Source organism: Streptomyces sp. NPDC038200 (assembly GCF_055600785.1).
In genome coordinates this window covers 170,044-190,923 of sequence record NZ_JBVJYH010000010.1, presented here as the reverse complement: position 1 = coordinate 190,923, position 20,880 = coordinate 170,044, and the positions used below count along the sequence as shown (strand labels likewise).

At 75.3% G+C, this 20,880-nt stretch carries 16 protein-coding genes and 1 pseudogene; 16 read left to right on the top strand and 1 reads right to left on the bottom strand.

Going from position 1 to position 20,880, the window contains the following annotated elements; translation table 11 throughout:
- Positions 1-31 precede the first annotated feature (31 nt).
- The 12 genes and pseudogenes from ACZ7KF_RS22185 (at position 32) to ACZ7KF_RS22130 (ending at position 13,405) form a co-directional block, all read left to right on the top strand.
- Positions 32-1,666, top strand: a complete 1,635-nt coding sequence (locus ACZ7KF_RS22185; protein ID WP_471077555.1) for a carbamoyltransferase family protein — start codon at positions 32-34, stop codon at positions 1,664-1,666.
- Entirely contained in the window at positions 1,663-2,658 is a 996-nt protein-coding gene (locus ACZ7KF_RS22180; RefSeq protein ID WP_471077552.1) for a glycosyltransferase family 2 protein, read from the top strand. Before ACZ7KF_RS22185 ends, ACZ7KF_RS22180 begins: the two co-directional genes overlap by 4 nt.
- Entirely contained in the window at positions 2,655-3,197 is a 543-nt protein-coding gene (locus ACZ7KF_RS22175) for an HAD-IIIA family hydrolase (RefSeq protein ID WP_471077549.1), read from the top strand. Before ACZ7KF_RS22180 ends, ACZ7KF_RS22175 begins: the two co-directional genes overlap by 4 nt.
- Positions 3,194-4,204 (top strand): glycosyltransferase family 9 protein, encoded by a 1,011-nt coding sequence (locus tag ACZ7KF_RS22170; RefSeq protein WP_471077546.1) that lies wholly within the window; start codon positions 3,194-3,196, stop codon positions 4,202-4,204. Before ACZ7KF_RS22175 ends, ACZ7KF_RS22170 begins: the two co-directional genes overlap by 4 nt.
- Entirely contained in the window at positions 4,201-5,163 is a 963-nt protein-coding gene (locus tag ACZ7KF_RS22165) for a glycosyltransferase (protein ID WP_471077543.1), read from the top strand. The genes ACZ7KF_RS22170 and ACZ7KF_RS22165 overlap by 4 nt, the downstream gene beginning before the upstream one ends.
- Positions 5,160-6,392 carry a glycosyltransferase gene (locus tag ACZ7KF_RS22160; protein ID WP_471077540.1) on the top strand — a complete coding sequence of 411 codons (1,233 nt, stop codon included), beginning with the start codon at positions 5,160-5,162 and terminating at the stop codon, positions 6,390-6,392. Before ACZ7KF_RS22165 ends, ACZ7KF_RS22160 begins: the two co-directional genes overlap by 4 nt.
- A pseudogene (locus ACZ7KF_RS22155) lies at positions 6,389-7,039 on the top strand (D-sedoheptulose-7-phosphate isomerase); the annotation flags it as partial. The gene ACZ7KF_RS22160 and the pseudogene ACZ7KF_RS22155, both read left to right, overlap by 4 nt.
- Before the next feature lie 302 nt (positions 7,040-7,341).
- Positions 7,342-8,763 (top strand): PfkB family carbohydrate kinase, encoded by a 1,422-nt coding sequence (locus tag ACZ7KF_RS22150; RefSeq protein WP_471077537.1) that lies wholly within the window; start codon positions 7,342-7,344, stop codon positions 8,761-8,763.
- Between the two features lie 454 nt (positions 8,764-9,217).
- Positions 9,218-10,210, top strand: coding sequence for a glycosyltransferase family 9 protein (locus ACZ7KF_RS22145; protein ID WP_471077534.1), 993 nt, complete (start codon positions 9,218-9,220; stop codon positions 10,208-10,210).
- Positions 10,200-11,141 (top strand): glycosyltransferase family 2 protein, encoded by a 942-nt coding sequence (locus ACZ7KF_RS22140; RefSeq protein ID WP_471077531.1) that lies wholly within the window; start codon positions 10,200-10,202, stop codon positions 11,139-11,141. The genes ACZ7KF_RS22145 and ACZ7KF_RS22140 overlap by 11 nt, the downstream gene beginning before the upstream one ends.
- Positions 11,142-11,496: 355 nt before the next feature.
- Positions 11,497-12,747, top strand: coding sequence for an ANTAR domain-containing protein (locus ACZ7KF_RS22135; RefSeq protein ID WP_471077528.1), 1,251 nt, complete (start codon positions 11,497-11,499; stop codon positions 12,745-12,747).
- A 202-nt stretch (positions 12,748-12,949) separates the two neighbouring features.
- Positions 12,950-13,405 carry an RpiB/LacA/LacB family sugar-phosphate isomerase gene (locus tag ACZ7KF_RS22130; RefSeq protein WP_471077525.1) on the top strand — a complete coding sequence of 152 codons (456 nt, stop codon included), beginning with the start codon at positions 12,950-12,952 and terminating at the stop codon, positions 13,403-13,405.
- A 54-nt stretch (positions 13,406-13,459) separates the two neighbouring features.
- Here the strand turns inward: ACZ7KF_RS22130 and ACZ7KF_RS22125 are convergent, their stop codons facing one another.
- A complete protein-coding gene (locus ACZ7KF_RS22125; protein ID WP_471077522.1) occupies positions 13,460-13,825 on the bottom strand; it encodes a DUF6479 family protein in 366 nt (121 codons plus the stop codon).
- Positions 13,826-13,968: 143 nt separating this feature from the next.
- On the opposite strand from ACZ7KF_RS22125, the gene ACZ7KF_RS22120 reads away from it, so the two are divergent.
- The 4 genes from ACZ7KF_RS22120 (at position 13,969) to ACZ7KF_RS22105 (ending at position 20,710) form a co-directional block, all read left to right on the top strand.
- On the top strand, positions 13,969-14,340 hold the full coding sequence (locus ACZ7KF_RS22120; protein ID WP_471077519.1) for a four-helix bundle copper-binding protein: 372 nt from the start codon (positions 13,969-13,971) through the stop codon (positions 14,338-14,340).
- 123 nt (positions 14,341-14,463) lie between these two features.
- On the top strand, positions 14,464-15,642 hold the full coding sequence (locus tag ACZ7KF_RS22115; protein WP_471077516.1) for an acyl-CoA dehydrogenase family protein: 1,179 nt from the start codon (positions 14,464-14,466) through the stop codon (positions 15,640-15,642).
- A 429-nt stretch (positions 15,643-16,071) separates the two neighbouring features.
- Positions 16,072-18,567, top strand: coding sequence for an ATP-binding protein (locus ACZ7KF_RS22110; protein ID WP_471077513.1), 2,496 nt, complete (start codon positions 16,072-16,074; stop codon positions 18,565-18,567).
- Positions 18,568-18,862: 295 nt separating this feature from the next.
- Positions 18,863-20,710 carry an APC family permease gene (locus tag ACZ7KF_RS22105; RefSeq protein WP_471077510.1) on the top strand — a complete coding sequence of 616 codons (1,848 nt, stop codon included), beginning with the start codon at positions 18,863-18,865 and terminating at the stop codon, positions 20,708-20,710.
- Positions 20,711-20,880 lie beyond the last annotated feature (170 nt).

Genomic DNA, 20,880 nt, shown 5'->3' with positions numbered 1-20,880 from the left:
CCCCGCCCCCCCGCCGCACTGGAGACAGCGCATGCACGTCCTCGGTATCAACGCACTCTTCCACGACCCGGCCGCCGCCCTGATCACCGACGGCGAGATCGTGGCGGCGGCGGAGGAGGAGCGGTTCTCCCGCCGTAAACACGGCAAGCGGCCCCTGCCCTTCTCCGCCTGGGAGCTGCCCGAGCAGTCGGCCCGCTGGTGTCTGGAGCAGGCCGGCCTCACCCCGTCCGACCTGGACGCCGTGGCCTACTCCTACGACCCCTCCCTCGCCCGCCCCGCCGAACTGATGGGCCTGCACGACCCCTGGGACCATCTGCGCCAGACCTACGCCCGCGAGGCGCCCGAATTCCTCGCCGAGGCACTGCCCGGACTCGACCCGGCCAAGGTGAGGTTCGTCCCGCACCACGTGGCGCACGCCGCCTCCGCCGGCCCCGTCTCGCCGTACCCGGACTGTGCCGTCCTCGTCCTGGACGGCCGCGGCGAGTGCGGCTCCCACCTGGCCGGCCGCTACACCGACCGCGAACTGACCGTCCTGGCCGCCCAGCAACTGCCCGACTCCCTCGGCCTGTTCTACGAGGACCTCACCCAGCACCTCGGATTCCTGCGCAGCAGCGACGAGTTCAAGGTGATGGCGCTCGCCTCGCACGGCACCCCGCGCTTCGCCGAACGGCTGCGGGAGTACGTCCACGCCGACGACCGGGGCGGCTTCCGGGCCCGCCCGGTGCCCTGGACCGAACTCGTCCCGCCGCGCCCGGCCGGCGGGGCCTGGCGCCAGGACCACGCCGACCTCGCGGCCAGCGCCCAGCTGTGCCTGGAGGAGACCCAGCTCGCCCTCGCCAGGTGGCTGCGCGAACGCACCGGCGAGGACGCCCTCACCCTGGCCGGCGGCGTCGCCCTCAACTGCGTCGCCAACACCCGGCTGTGGCGGGAGAGCGGCTTCCGGCACGTGTGGGTGCAGCCCGCCGCCGGTGACGCGGGTACGGCCCTGGGGGCGGCGGCCCACGTCGCCGGGGAGAAGGACACCCTGCAGCCGATGCCGACGGCGGCACTGGGGCGCGGCTGGAGCGACGCCGAGCTGCGGGCGTGGCTGGAGCGGGCCGCCGTGCCGTACGAGGAGCCCGCCGACATCGCCGAGACGGCCGCCGAGGCGCTGGCCGCCGACGGCATCGTGGCCTGGTTCCAGGGGCGCGGCGAGTACGGGCCGCGCGCGCTCGGGCACCGCTCGCTGCTCGCCCACCCCGGCAGGGCCGCCAACCTGGAACGGCTCAACGCGGTCAAGGGACGGGAGGAGTTCCGGCCCGTGGCGCCCATGGTGCTCGCCGAGCGCGCCGCCGAGATCTTCGACGGGCCGCTGCCCAGCCCGCACATGCTGTTCGTGCACGACGTGGCCGCCGACTGGAAGACCCGCATCCCGGCCGTGGTCCACGTGGACGGCACGGCCCGCATCCAGACCGTGGACCGCGCGCAGGAGCCCCTGGTGGCCCGCATGATCGAGGGGTTCGAACGGCGCACCGGGCTGCCGGTCGTGGTCAACACCAGCCTGAACACCGCCGGACGCCCCATGGTCGACGACCCCCGGGACGCCCTGGAGTGCTTCGGCTCGGCCCCCGTCGACCTGCTGGTGCTCGGCCCGTTCGCGATCCGCCGCGGAAAGGCGTTCGGATGAGCGACGCACCCGCCTACACCGTCGTCGTCCCGACGATCGGCCGCCCCTGCCTCGCCGAGTGCCTGCGCGCGCTCGCCCGGGCCGCGGACCATCCGCCGCACGAGGTGGTCGTCGTGGACGACCGGCCCGCCCCCGAGGGCGACCTGATGCTGGAGACGGCCGGACCGCTCCTCGACCGGGTGCGCACCCTGCGCACCGGCGGCAGGGGCCCGGCCGCCGCCCGGAACGCCGGCTGGCAGACCGTACGGACCCCCTGGACGGTCTTCCTGGACGACGACGTCCAGGTGCTGCCGGACTGGTCCCGGCGGCTCGCCGTGGACCTGCGCGAAGCCGGCCCCGACGTCGGCGGCGTCCAGGGACAGTTGCGTGTCCCCCTGCCCCTGGACCGCCGGCCCACCGACTGGGAACGCGGCACCAAGGGCCTGGAGAACGCCGCCTGGGCCACCGCCGACATGGCGTACCGCACGGAGGCGCTCAAGCGGACGGGCGGCTTCGACGAACGCTTCCCGCGGGCCTTCCGCGAGGACGCCGACCTCGCCCTGCGGGTGCGGCGGGCCGGCTGGGCCCTGGTGCGGGGCGGTCGGGTCACCCGGCATCCGGTCCGCCCGGCGCACTGGTGGGCCTCACTGCCCGCGCAGCGCGGCAACGCCGACGACGCCCTGATGAAGCGGCTGCACGGACGCGACTGGTGGAGCCGCGCCCAAGCCCCCCGCGGCCGGCTGAGCCGCCATCTGGTGGTCACCGGCGCGGCCCTCACCGCCGCCTCCTGCGCCCTGACCGGACGGCGCCGGGCCGCCGCCGCCTGGGCGGCCCTGTGGACGCTCGGCACCGCCGAGTTCGCCCTGGCCCGCATCCTGCCCGGCCCGCGCACCGCCCGCGAGATCGCCGCGATGGTCGGCACCAGCGTGCTCATCCCGCCCCTCGCCGTCCGGCACCGGCTCTGCGGAGCCGTCCGCCACCGGCACGCCGAACCCAAGGGAGGTGCCGGGTGACCACCGTGAGCGCCGTCCTGTTCGACCGCGACGGCACCCTCGTGGCGGACGTGCCGTACAACGGCGACCCCGGCCGGGTGCGTCTGCTGCCCGGCGCCGCGGCGGCCGTCGCGCTGGCCCGCTCCCACGGCCTGGCCACCGGCGTGGTCAGCAACCAGTCCGGCATCGGGCGCGGCCTCCTCACCCCCGGGCAGGTGCGCCGTGTCAACGAGCGGGCCGACGCGCTGCTGGGCGGCCTGGACACCTGGGTGTTCTGCCCGCACGCCCCCGACGCCGGCTGCGCCTGCCGCAAGCCCCGCCCCGGCCTGGTCCTGACCGCCGCCGCCCGGCTGGGCGTCGCGCCCGCCGCGTGCCTGGTGATCGGGGACATCGCCGCGGACGTGCTGGCGGCCCGCGCGGCCGGCGCCCGGGGAGTACTCGTGCCGAACACGGCCACGGCACCGGCGGAGGTGGAACGCTTCGCCGGGCAGAGCGCGCCCGATGTGCTCACCGCCGTACGCGACGCGCTCGCGGCGACCGCGGGAGGGCGGTCCTCGTGAAAGCCCTCGTGGTCCGTCTCGACAGCTTCGGCGACGTGCTGCTCGCCGGCCCCGCCGTGCGCGCCGTCGCCGCCCACAGCTCCCACGTCACCCTGCTGTGCGGCCCGCGCGGCGCGGACGCCGCCCGACTGCTGCCCGGCGTGGACGACGTGCTGGTCTGGGAGGCGCCGTGGGAGGGCTTCGAACCGCCCCCGGTGTGCCCCGCCGACGTCGAGGACCTGCTCCGGCGGCTGCGCGCCGGGGCTTACGACACCGCGCTCGTCCTCACCTCCTTCCACCAGAGCCCCCTGCCGACCGCGCTGCTGCTGCGGCTCGCCGGTGTCCGCCGGATCGGCGCCGACAGCGTCGACCACCCCGGTCGGCTGCTGGACGTACGCCACCGGCGGCGGGACGGCCGGCACGAGGCCGAGGCGGCCCTCGACACCGCCGCCGCCATGGGCTTCACGCCGCCCCCCGGCGACGACGGGCGACTGCGCGTCCTGCCGCCCCCGGACACCGGCAGCCTCACCGGCAACGGCCCGTACGTCGTCCTGCACCCCGGTGCCAGCGCCCCCGCCCGCGCCTGGAGCCCCCACCGCTGCGCCGAGGCGGTCGCCCTGCTCGCCGACGCCGGGCACCGCGTCGTCGTCACCGGCGGCCCCGGCGAGACGGCCCTCACCCGGCAGGTCGGCGACGGCCTGGCCGTCGACCTCGGCGGCCGGACCAGCCCGCGCACCCTGGCCGGGGTCCTGCGCATGGCCGACGTCGTGGTCAGCGCCAACACCGGACCCGCCCACCTCGCCGCGGCCGTCGGCACCCCCGTGGTGTCGCTGTTCGCGCCCGTGGTCCCGGCCGACCGCTGGGCACCCTACGGCGTCCCCGTCATCCTGCTCGGCGACCAGTCGGCACCGTGCAAGGACACCCGGGCCCTCACCTGCCCCGTGCCTGGCCACCCCTGCCTGGACGAGGTCACCGGACAGGACGTGGTGCGCGCGGTCCACAAGCTCATCCAGGAGCGGCACTCATGAACATCCTCGTCTGGCACGTGCACGGATCCTGGCTCACCGCCTTCGTGCAGGGCCCGCACACCTACCTGGTCCCGGTCACCGAGGACCGCGGACCCGACGGCCTGGGCCGCGCCGTGACCTGGGACTGGCCGCCGTCCGTCCGCGAACGCACGCCCAGGGAGCTCTGGGACGCCGACATCGGCCTGATGGTCCTCCAGCGTCCGCACGAACTCGACCTCGCCCTGCGCTGGACCGGCCGCCGCCCCGGTGTGGACGTGCCCGCCGTGTACGTCGAGCACAACAGCCCCGACGCCTCACCCGAGCGGCAACTCCACCCGCTGGCCGCCCAGTCGAGGATCCCCGTCGTGCACGTCACCCACTTCAACCGGCTGATGTGGGACAGCGGCCAGGCCCCGACCGAGGTCGTGGAACACGGCATCGTCGACCCCGGCCCGCTCTGGACCGGCACCGAACGGCGCGCCGCCGTCGTGGTCAACGAGCCCCTGCGCAGGGGCCGTACCACCGGAACCGACCTGCTGCCCCGGTTCGCCCGGTCCGCGCCCCTGGACGTCTTCGGCATGCGCACCGAAGGACTCGCCGAGCACCTCGGCCTGCCGCCCGAACGCTGCCGCGCCCGGGACCTGCCCCAGCACGAACTGCACCGGGCGATGGCCAGGTGCCGGGTCTATCTGCACCCCGTGCGCTGGACCTCGCTCGGCCTGTCCCTGCTCGAAGCGATGTTCCTGGGCATGCCCGTGGTCGCCCTGGACACCACCGAGGTCCGGGAGGCGGTACCGGACGGCGCCGGTGTGGTCTCGAACCGACTCGACGTACTCGAGGAGGCCGTACGGGCCTACCTCGCCGAACCCGAGCTGGCCCGTCGCACCGGCGCGACGGCCCGGGCCGCGGCCCGGGCCCGCTACGGAGAGCGGCGCTTCCTGGACGACTGGGAGCGCCTGATCAAGGAGGTCACCCGATGAGCCGTATTCCGCACACGGCCGGGCGCGTCGCCATGGTCTCCGAGCACGCCAGCCCGCTGGCCGCGCTCGGCGGGCCGGACGCGGGCGGCCAGAACGTGTACGTCGCCCAGGTCGCCCGGCAGCTCGCCAGAAAGGGGTACCGGGTCACGGTGTACACCCGGCGGGACTCAACGGGCCTGCCGGACCGGGTGACCCTCATCGACGGTGTGCAGGTGGTGCATGTGCCCGCCGGGCCGCCCGCACCCGTCCCCAAGGACGAACTGCTGCCGCACATGGCCGAGTTCGGGCACTTCCTGGCCCGGCAGTGGGCACAGAGCCCGCCCGACGTGGTGCACGCCCACTTCTGGATGTCGGGCCTCGCCGCACTGGCCGGCGCCCGCGACCTCGGCATCCCGGTCGTGCAGACCTACCACGCGCTGGGCACCGTCAAGAAGCGCTATCAGGGCGGCGCCGACACCAGCCCGCCACAGCGCCTCGCCATCGAGGAGGCCATCGGCCAGGAGTGCGCCGGGATCATCGCCACCTGCAGCGACGAGGTGTCCGAGCTGAAGGCGATGGGGGTGCCGGAGGACCGGATCAGCGTCGTGCCCTGCGGGGTCGACCCCGACCAGTTCACGCCGTCCGCCCGCACCCGTCCGCCCGGCGCCCGCAAGCGCCTGCTGGCCGTCGGCCGGCTGGTGCCGCGCAAGGGCTTCGACCGCGCCATCCGGACCCTGGCCGGCCTCCCCGACGCCGAACTCCTCGTCGCCGGCGGCCCCGAGGCCGATCTGCTCGGCAGCGAACCCGAGGCCGCGCGCCTCTACTCCCTCGCCGGCGAGTACGGGGTCGCCGACCGCGTCACCCTGCTCGGCGGGGTCGGCCGGGCCCGCATGCCCCGGCTGATGTCCAGCGCCGACCTGGTGCTGTCGCTGCCCCGGTACGAGCCCTTCGGCATCGTCCCGCTGGAGGCCATGGCCTGCGCCACGCCCGTCGTCGCCACCGCGGTCGGCGGCCAGCTCGACACCGTCGTGGACGGCACCACCGGCCTTCTGGTCCCGGCCGACGACGACTACGACCTCGGCGCCGTCGTCCGCGGCCTCCTCGCCGACTCCGACCGGCTGGCCCGGTACGGAGCGGCCGGCCGGACCCGCGTGCTCACCCACTACACCTGGGACCGGGTGGCCGACGGGGTGGCCGAGGCGTACGGCGCCGTGTCCTCGATCCGCTCGCTCTCGGGAGTCGTCCGATGAAGACCGTGACCGACACGAAGTCCGTCGTGGACACCACCCACTGCGACGACCTGATGAAGGCCCTGGAGATCTTCCGCGCCCGCGGACCGCTCATCGAGCGCTGGGGGGCCGAACTCGCCCGCCGGCTGGGCGCGGGCGCCCGGTTGCTCGTCGCGGGCAACGGCGGCAGCGCCGCGCAGGCCCAGCACCTCACCGCCGAACTCGTCGGCCGCTACCGCGACGACCGGCCGCCGTTCTCCGCGGTCGCCCTGCACGCCGACACCTCCTCCACCACCGCGATCGCCAACGACTACGGCGTCCAGGAGGTGTTCGCCCGCCAGACCGCCGCCCACGGCCGCCCCGGTGACGTGCTCCTGCTGCTGTCGACCAGCGGGGCGAGCGCCAACCTGCTGGCCGCCGCCGACCGCGCGCACGGGCTCGGCATGACGGTGTGGGCGCTGACCGGGCGGCCGCCCAACCCGCTGCAGCTCGGCGCGGACGAGGCCCTGTGCGTCGACGCGCCCGTCGCCGCCACCGTCCAGGAACTGCACCTGGTCGCCGTGCACATGCTGTGCGAGGCCTTCGACCAGGCCGTCGAGCGAGGCGAGGCGGACCACCGGGCCGAGGAGACCGGAGCGGACGGCCGTCCGGCCGCCGATGACAGACGCGATGCCGACGGCGGGAGCGGTGCGTACGGCAGACGCGGTGCTGCCGGCGCGAGCGGTGCCGACGGCGCTGAGGGGGCCGATGGCGCAAGCGGTGCCGCCGGCAGGAGGGGTGCTGACGGCGCAAGCGGTGCCGCCGGCAGGAGGGGCGCCGAGGGCGCTGGTGGTGCCGAGGGCAAACGCGGTGCCGAGGACAAACGCGGTGCCGACGGCAGACCCGGTGTGGTCGGCCGGCTCGTCGGCCGCGCCCGCGCCGTCGCCCGGACCGCGCCCGGAGCATCCGTATCCCCCAGGAAGGGACACACATGACCGCCTCCCGGACGCCCCTGGTGGTCGTGGGCGACGTCCTCCTCGACCACGACCTGTGCGGCCGTGCCGAGCGACTGGCCCCGGACGCCCCGGTACCCGTCGTCCACGGCACCCGGCGCAGCTCCCGCCCGGGCGGCGCGGCCCTCGCGGCCTGCCTCGCGGCCGGCGACGGCCGCCCCGTCACCCTGGTCACCGCCCTCGGCACCGACGCCGCCAGCGATACCCTCCGGGAGCTGCTGGCCGGCCGGGTCGGCCTGGTCGAGGTGCCGCTGGAGGGCACCCTCAGCAGCAAGACCCGGGTCCTGGCGGGGGACCGGCCGCTGCTCCGCCTCGACGACGGCGACGGCCGGGCCCGCGAGGCCACCCCGGAGGCGGTCTCCGCGATCGGCGCGGCCGCGGGCGTCCTCGTCGCCGACTACGGCCGCGGCACCGCCGACGTCCTGCGCGACTCCCTGGCCCACACCGCGGCCCCCGTCGTCTGGGACCCCCATGTACGGGGCCGGCCCCCGGTCCCCGGCGTCCGCCTGGCCACCCCCTCGGCCCAGGAGGCCCGCGCCTTCGCCCGGCAGCCGCACGACGACGAGACCGGCGGCTCGGCCGGCCTGCGCACCGCCGCCCGGGACGCCCGCACCCTCGTCCGGGCCTGGCAGGCCCAGGCCGTAGCCGTGACCCTCGGCGAACGCGGCGCCCTGCTCTCCCACGGCGAGACCCCGCTGCTCGTACCGACCCCGGCCGCCGCAACCGGCGATCCGTGCGGCGCCGGCGACCGGTTCGCCGCCGCTGCCGCCGGACTGCTCGCCGACGGCGCCCTCACCGAGGCGGCCGTCCAGGCCGCCGTGCACGCCGCCACGCGCTACGTCACCGAGGGCGGCGCCCGCGCGGTCGCCGTCCCGGACCGGCCGGAGCCCGCCGCCGAGCCCCCGGCCGACGGCGACACCACCGCCGACGCCGTCCGCACCGCCGCCCGGGTCCGGGCCGCGGGCGGCACCGTCGTCGCCGCGGGCGGCTGCTTCGACCTGCTGCACGCCGGGCACGTCGCCCTGCTCCAGGCCGCCCGCCGGGCCGGTGACTGCCTCGTCGTCTGCGTCAACTCCGACGCCTCCGTGCGCCGTCACAAGGGCGACGGCCGGCCCCTCGTCCCGGCCGCCGACCGGGTGAGAGTGCTGCGCGCCCTGGAGTGCGTGGACGCCGTCGCCGTGTTCGACGAGGACACCCCGGAACGCATCCTCGGCGAACTCCGCCCGCACATCTGGGCCAAGGGCGCCGACTACGCCCGGACCCGGCTGCCCGAACAGGCCCTGGTGGAGAGCTGGGGCGGACAGGTCCTGCTCCTGCCGTACCTCGACGGCCGCTCCACCACCGGCCTCGCCCGTCGCGCGGCCCTGTCTCCCACCTCGACCACAGGACGCACGAGGTGAGCGCCGACCAGCCCCGGAACCCCCCGCCCCGGCTCACCGGACAGGCCGGCGCGCCGGCCGTCGAACGCTTGGGCGACGGCGGCCGAATCGGCAAGGCGGCTGTCGGGCGTTTCCGGGGCGGCGGCCGGGTCGGCCGGTCGGCTGGCGAGCCCTCTTTCCGGGGTGGTGAGAACCGGGTCGGGCGGGCGGCTACCGAGTGTTTCAGGGGTGGCGGTGGTCGGGTCGGCCGGTGGGCGGTCGAGCCCTCTTTCCGGGGTGGCGAGGACCGGGTCGGCCGGTCGGCTGGCGAGCCCCTGTTCCGGGGCGGCGGCGGTCGAGCCGACCGGTCGGCCGTCGAGCCCGCTCCCCGGGTCCCGGGCCGTGCCGAGGGGGCGGACAGCGCGGTCAGTGGCCGCGTGCGGGACACGATCGCCCGGCCGCCCATGGTTCGCGCACCCGTTGGAGGACCGGCTCGGTGACTTCCCTACCGCACCCCCCGACCGTCCTGGTGCTGCGCGCGCTGGGGCTCGGCGACCTGCTGGCCGGTGTGCCCGCGCTCCGCGGTGTCCGCCGGGCCTTCCCCCGCCACCGGATCGTCCTCGCCCAGCCGCCGGTCCTCACCGACCTCGCCCTGGCCACCGGTGCGGTCGACGCCGTCCTCCCGGCCGAGGCGCCGGGCCGCGCGGTACCGGACCTCGCCCACTGGCCCGGCCCCCCACCCGACGTGGCCGTCGACCTGCACGGCAACGGCCCCGAGAGCCGCGACGCCCTGGCCGCCCTGCGTCCCCGCCGACTCCTCGCCCACGCCTGCCCTGACGGCCCGCCATGGTCGGGACACGCCAACGAACGGGACCGGTGGTGCGCCTTCCTGCGCGGCTACGGCATCCCCGCCGACCCTCACGACCTGCGGCTGCCCCCGCCCGCCACGCCGTCCCCGGCCCCGGGCGCGGTCCTCGTGCACCCAGGAGCGGCCTCGGGCTCCCGCCGCTGGCCGGGAGAGCGGTTCGCCGCCGTCGTACGCTGCCTGCGCGCCACCGGTCACCGCGTACTCCTCACCGGCGGCCCCGGCGAGGACGCCCTGGTCCGCTCGGTCGCCGAACGCAGCGGCCAGCACAGCCGCGACGTGCTGGCCGGCGGACTGCCGCTCGGGCAGCTGTCCGCGCTGGTCGCCGACGCGTCCCTGGTGCTCAGCGGCGACACCGGCCTCGCCCATCTCGCGGTGGCCCACGGCACCCGCTCCGTCACCCTGTTCGGGCCCGTGTCCCCCCGCCTGTGGGGGCCGCCCCCGAGCCCGGACCATCTCGCCCTGTGGAAGCCCGGCCCGCCCGGCGACCCGCACGGCCGCACCCCCGACGCCCGCCTGCTGCGCATCCGCACCGGTGAGGTCGCCGCGGCCTGTCTGATGCTGCTGCGGGACGCCCGCGGTCCCCGTCGGCCCGCCGGAGCGAAGGTGGCCCATGTCCACTGAACACGCCCCCGGCGGCACCCGCAGGGCCGCCGCCCCGGGCGACCCCCGGATCACCGTCGCCGTCATCACCCGCGACCGCACCGCCAGCCTGCTGCGCACCCTGGACGCCCTGGCCGAACTGCCCGAGCGGCCGCCGGTCATCGTCGTGGACAACTCCCGTGACGACACCACCCGCCGGACCGTGGCCGGCCACCCGGCGATCGCCCGTCTGCTGCGGCCCGCCGGCAACACCGGCGCCCTCGGCCGGAACCTGGCCGTCCGACACGCCCGCACCCCCTACGTCGCCTTCAGCGACGACGACTCCTGGTGGGACCCGGGGAGTCTCGCCCGCGCCGCCGATCTCCTCGACCTCCATCCCCGGCTCGGTCTGCTGGCCGCCCGCACCCTGGTCGGCGAGGAAGCCGCCGACGACCCCCTCAACGCCGTGCTCGCCGCCTCGCCGCTGCCGTCCGAACCGGACCTGCCCGGCCGCCCGGTGCTCGGTTTCCTCGGCTGTGCCTGCGTGGCCCGCCGGGAGGCATTCCTCGCCGCCGGCGGCTACCACCCGCTGCTCTTCTTCGGCGGCGAGGAGACCCTGCTCGCCTACGACCTGGCCGCCGCGGGCTGGGCCATCGCCTACGAGCCCACCCTGCGCGCCCGCCACCACCCCGAGGACCACGGCCGTACCGGCCGCCCCTTCCTCGTCCGGCGCAACCACGTCCTCACCACCTGCCTGCGCCGCCCCTGGCCGGTCGCCCTGCGCGCCGGCACCGAACTGGCGCTGGCCGCCGCGGCCCGCCGTCCCGGCGCGCGCCGGGCCCTCAAGGAGACCGTCGCCCGGTTCCCGGCCGCCCTCGCCCGGCGCCGCACCCTGCCCCCGCACGTCGAACACGCCGCGCGCCTCCTCGACCGGGCGACGGCCGGCCGGCCCCGCGAAGGCACCGCACGATGACCCGACCGGCCCCGACGACCGCGCGACCGCCTCCCTGACTCGCCACCGCCACCCCCACCCGCGGGCACAGGGCGGTCGGCCGACCCAGCGCCGGGCGAGTGAGTCCCGGCGGGCCCGTTGCAGCGCGGCGAGCCCGCGCTCCGGGTGGGGCGGAACGGGGGCGCGCTCGGCGCTGCACGCCGAGGCGGGGCCGCCGGACCTGCGCGGGGCGGGACCCCGGCGGCCCCGCGCGGCCCGCTGCCCCGCCCGGTGCGGTGCATGGCGCGGTTGAAAGCCGGTGATCCAACGTGCAAGGTGGTGCAAAAGGTCAGGAAGAGGCCTGGTGAGTTCCTTGGACCGTTGTCTGGGTGATGCGATGAATCCCTCTTCCGGTCGGCCGGCCGCACCGGCTCCCCCCGTCATCGAGTCCTCCGTCGTCGAGGGGCTGCCGGCCGAAGGCGCCCTGCTGCTGCGCATGTCCGGCAGCCTCGACGCCCGCGGGGCCCAGGCCTGGTCGGAGGAACTGCGCGGCCATCTGCGGAGGGCGGACCGCGCCGGGCTCCGCCCCGTGCTCGACATGGCGCACGTCCAGCTGGGCGGCGCCGCCGTGCTGCGCACGCTCAGCGAGACCACCCGGGCGCGGACCGGGCGCCCGGACCTGATCATCGTCCGGGCCCGGCCCGGGGTGCGCGAGGCGGTGCACCTGGCTCGTCTGGAGGGCGTCCGGCTGTACGCCACCCTCGACGAGGCGCTGCGCGAGCTGGCCCGCGCCGTCGCTCCGGTGGAGGAACTGCCCGCCTGGCGGACGCAGCTGACGGACCCGCTCCGGCCCTCGTACGCGGACCTGCACAAGGAGGTCCGCGCACTGCGCGCCCGGGTGCGCACAGCCCCGGTGATCGGCATGGCCCAGGGCACGCTCATGGTCCGTTACGGGCTGCCGGACTCCGGCAGCGCCTTCCGGGCACTGCGCGAGGCCTCGCAGCGGTTCAACGTGCCGCTGCGCGTCCTCGTCTCGGCCGTGGTGGCGACCCGGCCCCCGGACGGCGAGGTCTGGTTCCCCGGCCGCCGTTCGCCGGCGGTCCCGCCGCTGCGGATCCTGGCCCGTGGCGGCCGGGACCCCCGCTGCCGGCGGCAGATGATCGACGCCGTCCTGCACGAGGCGCTCGCCGTCGGCCGGGCGCCCGCCGGCTACGTGCAGCTGGTGGACCCGGCCGTGAAGGCCCTGACCCTGGAGGCCCACCACGGCTGTGCGGAAACGTTCCTCGACCACCTGGCGCGCGGCGGGGGAGACGGCACCGCGGACGCGGCGGCCCGCACCGGCGGCCGTCCGACGAGCGTTCCCGACGTCGCCACGGCCGCGCTGCTCTCCGAGGCCGGCCGGTGCGCCCTGCTGGCCACCGGCGCCCGCGCCCTGCACAGCGTCCCCCTCCTCTCCTCCGCCGGTCCGACCACCGGCGTGATCACCCTGCACTGGACCGAGGCCGGCCACCGGCCGACCGCCGCGCAGAGCGAGGCGCTCGCGCTGCTGGCCTCGGACGCCTCGGCCTGGCTGAGCTGGTACCACCGGGCGGTGCTCCTGGACGCCCTCGAACACCTCCACCGGAGACTGACCGGTTCCGCGACCTGAGCCGCTCCGCGCGCGGCGCCCCCGGCGAGCGGCCTCCGAGCGGCCTCACGAGCGGCCCCCGAGCGGGGCCGTCCCGCTGCACGGGGCTCCGGCGCGCGGGAGTCCTGTGCACGGGGATTCCCGCGGGGATTCCCGAGTGCGGCGAGGGTTCCTGCGCGCGGGGGGTTCCTGCGGGCGGCGCGGCGGACGCTACGCTCCGGGTATGCGGATCTCCGTCTCCTCCGACATGGACGAACCCGTGGCCCGCCTGCTGGTCGCCGAGCTGCGGCGCCGTGGCCACGACGTCCACGAGCACGGCGCGCTGCGGCCCGGGGCCGACGCGCAGTGGGCGGTCTGCTCGGAGGCCGCCGCGCGCGAGGTGGCGGAGGGTGCGGCCGACCAGGCGGTGGTCTGCTGCTGGACCGGCACCGGCGCGTCCATCGCGGCCAACAAGGTGCCCGGTGTGCGCGCCGCGCTGTGCACGGACGCCACCACGGCCGACGGCGCGCGCCGGTGGAACGACGCCAACGTCCTCGCCCTGAGCCTCAGGCTGACGTCCGAGCCGGTGCTGAGGGAGATCCTCGACGCGTGGTTCGCCGCCGAGCCGAGCCAGGATCCCGAGGACGTCCAGAACGTGGCCCGCGTCGGCCGCCTGGACGCCGCCCGGAAGACTTCGTAGGGGCGTACGGCGGTCCGGCGCGGGCCGGGGCCGGAGGGGGCACGGGGCAGGGGCTCAGTGGGCGCCGAGTCCGCCGCCGCCGAAGGAACCGCTGGAACCCTTGCTCCAGCGTGGGCGGTCCTTCGACGCGCTCGGCCTGGAGTCCATGTTGGTCAGCTCGTACGGGGTGAGGGGGCGTTCGCCCTTGGGGATCTGCGGCACATCCGCGGACTCCCTGTTCTCCCGGAGTTCACGCACCGGTCCGTCCGCCGGAAGCTTGGGCTGTTCCTCGGGACGGGGACGCGGGGGCTCGCGGTACTTCTCGCGGGAGGTCAACCAAAAGCCGCCGGCGAGCAGCGCGAGAACGGCCAGAGCCACGAGGAACAGAACGAGGCTCATCAGACCGCTCGCCGCGGCCAGCTGCATCGATGCGGTGTCCATACGGGAGGGATACCCCGCCCAGAACCGGACGAACCCGGACACTATGGGTCACCACGGGTACTGCGGGGTGACCGGCCGGGCGATCCGGCCGCCGTCGGCGACAGGCGGTGTTTGCCCTTGTCCGCCTCGGCTACCCGCACGGTGTGACATCGCCGACTTCGCAACAGCTCTACCGGTTCCTGGAGGACCGTTTCACCTGCGCCCAGGCGTGCACGCAGTGCGCCCGGGCCTGCGCCGTGCGGGCGAGCCTCGTCGACCCCGGCGGCACCGAGAACCAGGAGCGCGCACGACGGCTGGGCATCCTGTGCGCCGAGGTGTGCGACGCCACCTGTCGGGCCCTGAGCGAGGAGACACGGCAGGACGAGGAGGGGATCCGGGTCAGGGTGGACTGGTGCCGCTCGGTCTGTCTGGAGTGCGCCCATGCCTTCGACGCGCACCCCGGCGCCGAGTCGGCCGCGGCCGGCTGCCGGGCCTGCGCCGACGCCTGCGCGGTCTTCCTGAAGACGCTCGAATGACGCCCGTGCGACGGGCGCGGGGGTCGTGAGCCGCATTTCGCCCCGGCCCCGGCATTCCCAATTTCTGTAACACGTTCTACAGTGTGCGCCGTCAGGACCACCCTTGGGGAGCCTGGAGGCGCCGTGCACCTCGACCACACGCCCGAGCAGCAGCGGCTGCGCGCCGAACTGCGCGCCTACTTCGCCGAGCTGGTCCCGGACAACGCCTACGCCCGGTACGCCGACCCGGCCGCGCAGAAGCGGTTCTACCGCGCCACCATCCGCCGGCTGGGCACCGACGGCTGGCTCGGCGTGGGGTGGCCCGAGGAGTACGGCGGGCGCGGGATGACGGCGATGGAGCAGTTCATCTTCTTCGACGAGGCCGCGCAGGCGGGCGTGCCTCTGCCCCTGATGGCGCTGAACACCGTCGGTCCGACGATCATGCGGTACGGCACCGACGAGCAGAAGTCGTACTTCCTGCCGCGCATCCTCTCCGGCGAGATCGACTTCGCGATCGGCTACAGCGAGCCCGACGCCGGGACCGACCTCGCCGCGCTGAAGACACGCGCCGTACGCGAGGGCGACGAGTACGTCGTCGACGGGCAGAAGATCTGGACGACCAACGGCGACACCGCGGACTGGGTGTGGCTGGCCGTGCGCACCGATCCCGCGGCACCCCCGCACCAGGGCATCACCATGCTGCTGGTGCCGACCTCCGACCCCGGATACTCCTGCACGGTCATCCGCACCCTCGCCTCCCACGACACGACCGCGAGCTACTACGAGAACGTCCGCGTCCCCGTCTCCCGCCGCGTCGGCGCGGAGAACCAGGGCTGGCGGCTGATCACCAACCAGCTCAACCACGAGCGCGTCACCCTCGCCGCCCACGGCACCATGGCGATCCGCGCCCTGCACGACGTGCAGCGCTGGGCGCGGGAGACCAAGCTCGCCGACGGCCGCCGGGTGGCCGACCTGCCCTGGGTGCGCCGGCTGCTCGCCCGGACGTACACCCGGCTCGACGCGCTGAAGCTGCTCAACTGGCAGATGGTCTCGGCGGTCCAGGACGGCACGCTCACCCCGCAGGACGCCTCGGCGGTCAAGGTCTACGGCTCCGAGGCGCGCCGGGACGCCTACGCCTGGCTCATGGAGATCGTCGGCGCGGCCGGCCCGCTGAAGGAGGGTTCGGCCGGCGCCGTCCTCCACGGAGAACTGGAGCGCGGCTACCGCTCGGCGGTCATCTTCACCTTCGGCGGCGGCAACAACGAGATCCAGCGGGAGATCATCTCCTGGATCGGCCTGGGGATGCCCCGGGTACGGCGCTGACCCGGCCGCCTGCCCGGCACCCCGGAAGCGTGCGCCGAGAAACCGGGCCGGTCCCCACGAACGGGCCGGAGCCAATACCTCCGCATTCGGCTGACACTTCTGTCCGACTCCCTCCCTGCGCCATGCGGGTGAACGCCATCGCACCATGTGACACCGGCGATTGCGCGGGTTTCCCTGAGGTGGATGCGCGGGGGCCTGTCCATCCGGTCCCAGGTGCGGACCGACCGCGCCGTCTACGACAACCTGTTGGCATGGACGGCATGACACCGCTCCACCTCCCGTGGCACGTCAAGACGGCGTCAAGGTCTCCGGGAGCGCCGCCAAGGAAGCGCCAACAACCCCGTCGACCACCCCGCGAGACGGCTTCCTTTGGGGAGGAGACTTCCCGCGCGGGGAAGCCGGATCAGTGAGCGGAGCGCGTCGGCGGCGATGAGTGACGTACGGCCCGGACGACTGAAGGTCTACCTGGGAGCGGCCCCGGGGGTCGGCAAGACCTACCGGATGCTCGACGAGGGGCGGCGCCGCGCCGCCCGCGGGGCGGACGTGGTGGTGGGCTTCGCGGAGTGCCACGGCCGCCCGCGGACGGAGGCGATGCTCGACGGCCTGGACACCGTCGCCCGGGTGTCCTGCGCCTACCGGGGCGAGGAGTTCGAGGAGATGGACCTGGGCGCGGTACTCGACCGGCGCCCGCAGGTCGCCATCGTGGACGAGCTCGCCCACGGCAACGTCCCCGGCGACGGCCGCAACCCCAAGCGCTGGCAGGACATCGAGACCCTGCTCGACGCCGGCATCGACGTGATCACCGCGCTGAACATCCAGCATCTGGAGTCCCTCAACGACGTGGTCGAGAAGATCACCGGGGTGCCGCAGCACGAGACCGTGCCGGACGAGGTCGTACGCCGGGCCTGGCAGATCGAGCTGGTGGACATGCCGCCCGAGGGACTTCGTCGGCGGATGGCGCACGGGAACGTCTACGCCCCGGAGGAGATCGACGCGGCCCTCGCCAGCTACTTCCGGCCCGGCAACCTCACGGCCCTGCGTCAGCTGGCGCTGCTGTGGGTGGCGGACCGGGTGGACGAGGCACTCCAGGAGTACCGCTCGCAGCACGGCATCGGCCGGGTCTGGGAGACCAGGGAGCGCGTGGTGGTGGCCCTGACCGGCGGGCCGGAGGGGGACACGCTCGTCCGGCGGGCCGCCCGGATCGCCGACCGGTCCGCCGGCGGCGATCTGCTCGCCGTGCACGTGGCCCGCAGCGACGGCCTGGCCACCGGTGTCTCGCACGCCTCGCTGGCCCGGCAGCGCCGGCTGGTGGAGGACCTGGGCGGCAGCTACCACTCGGTCGTCGGCGACGACGTGGCGACCGCGCTGGTGGAGTTCGCCCGCGCGGAGAACGCCACCCAGCTGGTGCTGGGCACCAGCAGGCGGGGCCGTCTGGCCCGGTTCCTGACCGGCCCCGGCACGGGGGAGACCGTCACCGACCTGTCGGGCGACATCGACGTCCACCGGGTCACCCACGAGCGGGCCGGCCGCGGCACCCTCCTGCCCTCCGGGCGGCGCACCCTGTCCACAGCCCGGCTGATCGCCGGCCCGGTGGCCGGACTGGTGCTGCCGGTACTGCTCACGACCGTCCTCGCTCAACTGAGGGGCACGCTCAACCTGACCAGCGAGGCCCTGCTGTTCCTGCTCGCGGTGGTGGGCGTGGCCTGCATAGGCGGGGTCGTCTCGGCGGTGATCGCGTCGGTGACGGCTTCCCTGCTGCTCAACTACTGGTTCATCCCGCCCATCGGCGCGTTCACGCTGGACGACCCGAACGCACTCGTGGCCCTGGCGGTGTTCGTGGTCGTGGCGGCCACCGTGGCAGCGGTCGTGGACCGGTCCCTGCGGCTGTCGCGCCGCTCCGCCAGAGCCACGGCCGAGGCGGAGACCATGTCGTCACTGGCCGGCAGCATCGTGCGCGGCGAGGCGACCATCCCCGCTCTGCTGGAGCGGACGCGGGAGACCTTCGGCATGGAGTCCGCGGACCTGGTGGACGAGCCGCCCGACGAGGCAGGGGTGACCGCTGTCGCGGCTGGCCCTGGGGCTTTCCTCGCGTTGCGCGGCCGTATCCTCTCCTCCTCGGAACGGCGCGTCCTGGCCGCGTTCGCCGCGCACGTGGGTTCCGCGGTGGAGCGGGCCCGGCTGGCCGAGGCGGCGGCCGAGGTGGAGCCGGTGAAGGCCGCCGACCGGCTGCGTACCGCGCTGCTGCGGGCCGTCGGCCACGACCTGCGCACCCCGCTGGCGGCCGGCTGGGCCGCCGTCACCTCCCTCCGCAGCCGCGACGTCGCCTTCACCGACGCGGACCGCGACGAACTCCTCGCCACCGCCGACGCCTCCATGGCCAAACTCAACCGCCTGGTGGAGAACCTCCTCGACCTCAGCCGGCTGGAGGCCGGCGCCCTCACGCTGAATCTGCGCCCGACCGCCCTGGAGGAGGTGCTGCCCCTGGCGCTGACCGACCTGCCCGAGGTGCGGGTGGCGGACGTGGAGAACATCCCGACGGTGCTGGCCGACCCGCCCCTGCTGGAACGGGTGATGGCCAACCTGGCCGGCAACGCCGTCCGGCACACCCCGCCGGGGAAGGAGGTGCTGGTCACCGCGAGTGCCCTGGCCGGGCGGGTGGAGCTGCGGGTGGTGGACCGGGGGCCCGGTCTCCCCGCCGACGGCCGGGAGCGGCTCTTCGAGCCCTTCCAGCGGCTCGGTGACACCGACAACACCACAGGACTCGGCCTGGGACTGGCCCTCGCCCGCGGCCTGACCGAGGCGATGAACGGCACCCTCGATCCCGAGGACACACCCGGCGGCGGCCTCACGATGGTGGTGTCGCTGCCGTTGGCGGCACGGACGGTGGGCGCCGAACCGTACGAGCGGAGCGTGGGAGGCGCCTGAAGAGCGCGAGGTCCGGAACCAGGAAGTCCCCCCAGGGGGAGGGATCCGCGCGTGCCGTCCTCGGTCAGGCAGCCGGTGTCCCCGGACGGCCCGGCCACCGGTGTCCGGGACGCTCCGGCCGCCTCGTTCGACGTCGGACCCGGACGAGCCCGTCAAGCCCCCGTCAAGGCAGGCCGATCGGGCGCGAAGAAGCCGCAAGGAACAGCCGCGGCGGCGGGAGACGGACCGAACCTGGGTGCACCCGCGCGTCCCCTGGCCCCTCGCGCGGAGCCGAGGAAAGAAGGAGCACGCACCCATGTCCGTCCTGCCCCCCACCGAGCAGCCGGACGCCGCCTCCGCCGGCGAGGAGCCGCCCGACAGCGGCGAGCGGCATCGGCTGACCGCCGCCACCGGGCTCGCGGCACTGTCGCTGGACGCGATGGCGTCGGTGGCGTACGGCCCGGAGGCGATCGTCCTGGTCCTGGCCACCGCCGGCGCCCACGGACTGGGCTTCACGATGCCGGTGACGCTGGCCATCGCCGCCCTGCTCGCGGTGCTGGTGGCCTCCTACCGGCAGGTGATCGCTGCCTTCCCGGACGGCGGCGGCTCCTACGCAGTGGCGAAGACGCACCTGGGCGCGCGCACGAGCCTGGTGGCCGCGGCCTCGCTGGTGCTGGACTACGTCCTCAACGTCGCGGTCGCCGTGACGGCGGGGGTGGCGGCCCTGACCTCCGCCTTCCCCGCCCTGTACGACGACCGGCTGTGGCTGTGCCTGGCGGTGCTCGCACTGATCACCGCGGTCAACCTGCGCGGCATCGTGGAGTCGGCGAAGGCGTTCGTCGTGCCGACGGTCGTGTTCGTCGGCTCGATCCTCGCACTGATCATCGTCGGGCTGTGCCGTACGCACCCCGTGAGCACCGAGACGGCGGCCGGACACACCTCCGCCCTCGCGGACGACGCCACCACCGTGGGGGCGCTGCTCCTGCTGAAGGCGTTCGCCTCCGGGTGTGCCGCGCTGACGGGCGTGGAGGCCATCGCGAACGCCGTTCCGTCCTTCCGCGCGCCCCGCGCCCGCCGGGCCCAACGGGCGGAGGTCGCCCTCGGTGCCGTGCTCGGTCTGATGCTGATCGGCCTGTCCGTGCTGATCGGCCGCTTCCACCTCCAGCCGGTCGAGGGCGTCACGGTCCTCGCCCAGCTCGCGGACGCCTCGCTCGGCCACACCTGGGCGTTCTACGTCATCCAGTTCGCGACGATGATCCTGCTGGCGCTCTCCGCGAACACCTCCTTCGGGGGGCTTCCCGTCCTGCTGAAGCTGCTCGCCTGCGACCACTACGCCCCGCACGTGTTCGCCCTGAAGTCCGACCGCCAGGTCCACCGGCACGGCGTCCTCGCGCTCGCCGTGGCCTCGGCGATGCTGCTGGTCCTCTCCGGCGGCGACACCAACACCCTGGTGCCGCTGTTCGCCATCGGTGTCTTCGTCGGCTTCACGATCGCCCAGGTGGGCATGGTGAGGCACTGGACGCTGGAACGGGGGCGGGGCCGGCGCGGGAAGGCGCTGCTGAACGGCTTCGGCGCACTGCTGACAGCTGTCGCCACGGTCGTCGTCACCGCGAGCAAGTTCACCGAGGGCGCCTGGCTGATCGTGATCGCTGTCCCCGCGCTCGTCGTGGCCTTCGAGACCGTGCACCGTGCCTACGGCCGGATCGGCGACAGGCTCGGACTCGGCCGCGTCCCCGAGGTACCGCACCGGGACCGCTCCCTGGTGATCGTGCCCGTCTCCGCGCTCTCCCGGCTGACGTCGGAGGCGTTGACGGCGGCGGCCTCGCTCGGCGACGAGGTCCGTGCGGTGACCGTGTGCCACCCGGACCCCGAGGACCGGGCGCGGACGCGTGCCTTCGAGCGTTCCTGGGCGGCATGGGACCCGGGGGTGGAACTGGTGCGGCTGGCGGACGAGCGGCACGGCCTGGGGCGTCCCATCGCCGCGTACGTCCGTGAGGTGGCTGCCGCGGCACCCGGCACCCGGGTGACCGTGCTGATCCCGGAGGCCGAGCCGGAGCGGCTGTGGCAGCGGCTGCTGCAGAACCAGCGGGGTGCGGTGGTCGCGCACGCGGTGCGGCGGGAGACGGACGCGGTGATCTGCCGGCTGCGCCTCCGGCTCCCGTGAGGCGGCCCGGCCGCCGCCGGCCGTAAGGGTCCCGTCAAGGCCGGAAGGGTCGCCGTAAGAGAGCCGTCAACGGCGACGGAATCAGGCCACAGAAGCGCTTTCCTCGAACCGTCCGTTCCAACCGCACCTCACTCCAGGAGTTCGCGATGGCCGATCTGGCCTTCGTCGTC

Coding starts and splice junctions, on each gene's coding strand:
- ACZ7KF_RS22185 (WP_471077555.1), top strand. CDS start 32: ATGCACGTCCTCGGTATCAACGCACTCTTCCACGACCCGGCCGCCGCC.
- ACZ7KF_RS22180 (WP_471077552.1), top strand. CDS start 1,663: ATGAGCGACGCACCCGCCTACACCGTCGTCGTCCCGACGATCGGCCGC.
- ACZ7KF_RS22165 (WP_471077543.1), top strand. CDS start 4,201: ATGAACATCCTCGTCTGGCACGTGCACGGATCCTGGCTCACCGCCTTC.
- ACZ7KF_RS22160 (WP_471077540.1), top strand. CDS start 5,160: ATGAGCCGTATTCCGCACACGGCCGGGCGCGTCGCCATGGTCTCCGAG.
- ACZ7KF_RS22150 (WP_471077537.1), top strand. CDS start 7,342: ATGACCGCCTCCCGGACGCCCCTGGTGGTCGTGGGCGACGTCCTCCTC.
- ACZ7KF_RS22140 (WP_471077531.1), top strand. CDS start 10,200: ATGTCCACTGAACACGCCCCCGGCGGCACCCGCAGGGCCGCCGCCCCG.
- ACZ7KF_RS22135 (WP_471077528.1), top strand. CDS start 11,497: ATGAATCCCTCTTCCGGTCGGCCGGCCGCACCGGCTCCCCCCGTCATC.
- ACZ7KF_RS22130 (WP_471077525.1), top strand. CDS start 12,950: ATGCGGATCTCCGTCTCCTCCGACATGGACGAACCCGTGGCCCGCCTG.
- ACZ7KF_RS22125 (WP_471077522.1), bottom strand. CDS start 13,825: ATGGACACCGCATCGATGCAGCTGGCCGCGGCGAGCGGTCTGATGAGC.
- ACZ7KF_RS22110 (WP_471077513.1), top strand. CDS start 16,072: ATGAGTGACGTACGGCCCGGACGACTGAAGGTCTACCTGGGAGCGGCC.
- ACZ7KF_RS22105 (WP_471077510.1), top strand. CDS start 18,863: ATGTCCGTCCTGCCCCCCACCGAGCAGCCGGACGCCGCCTCCGCCGGC.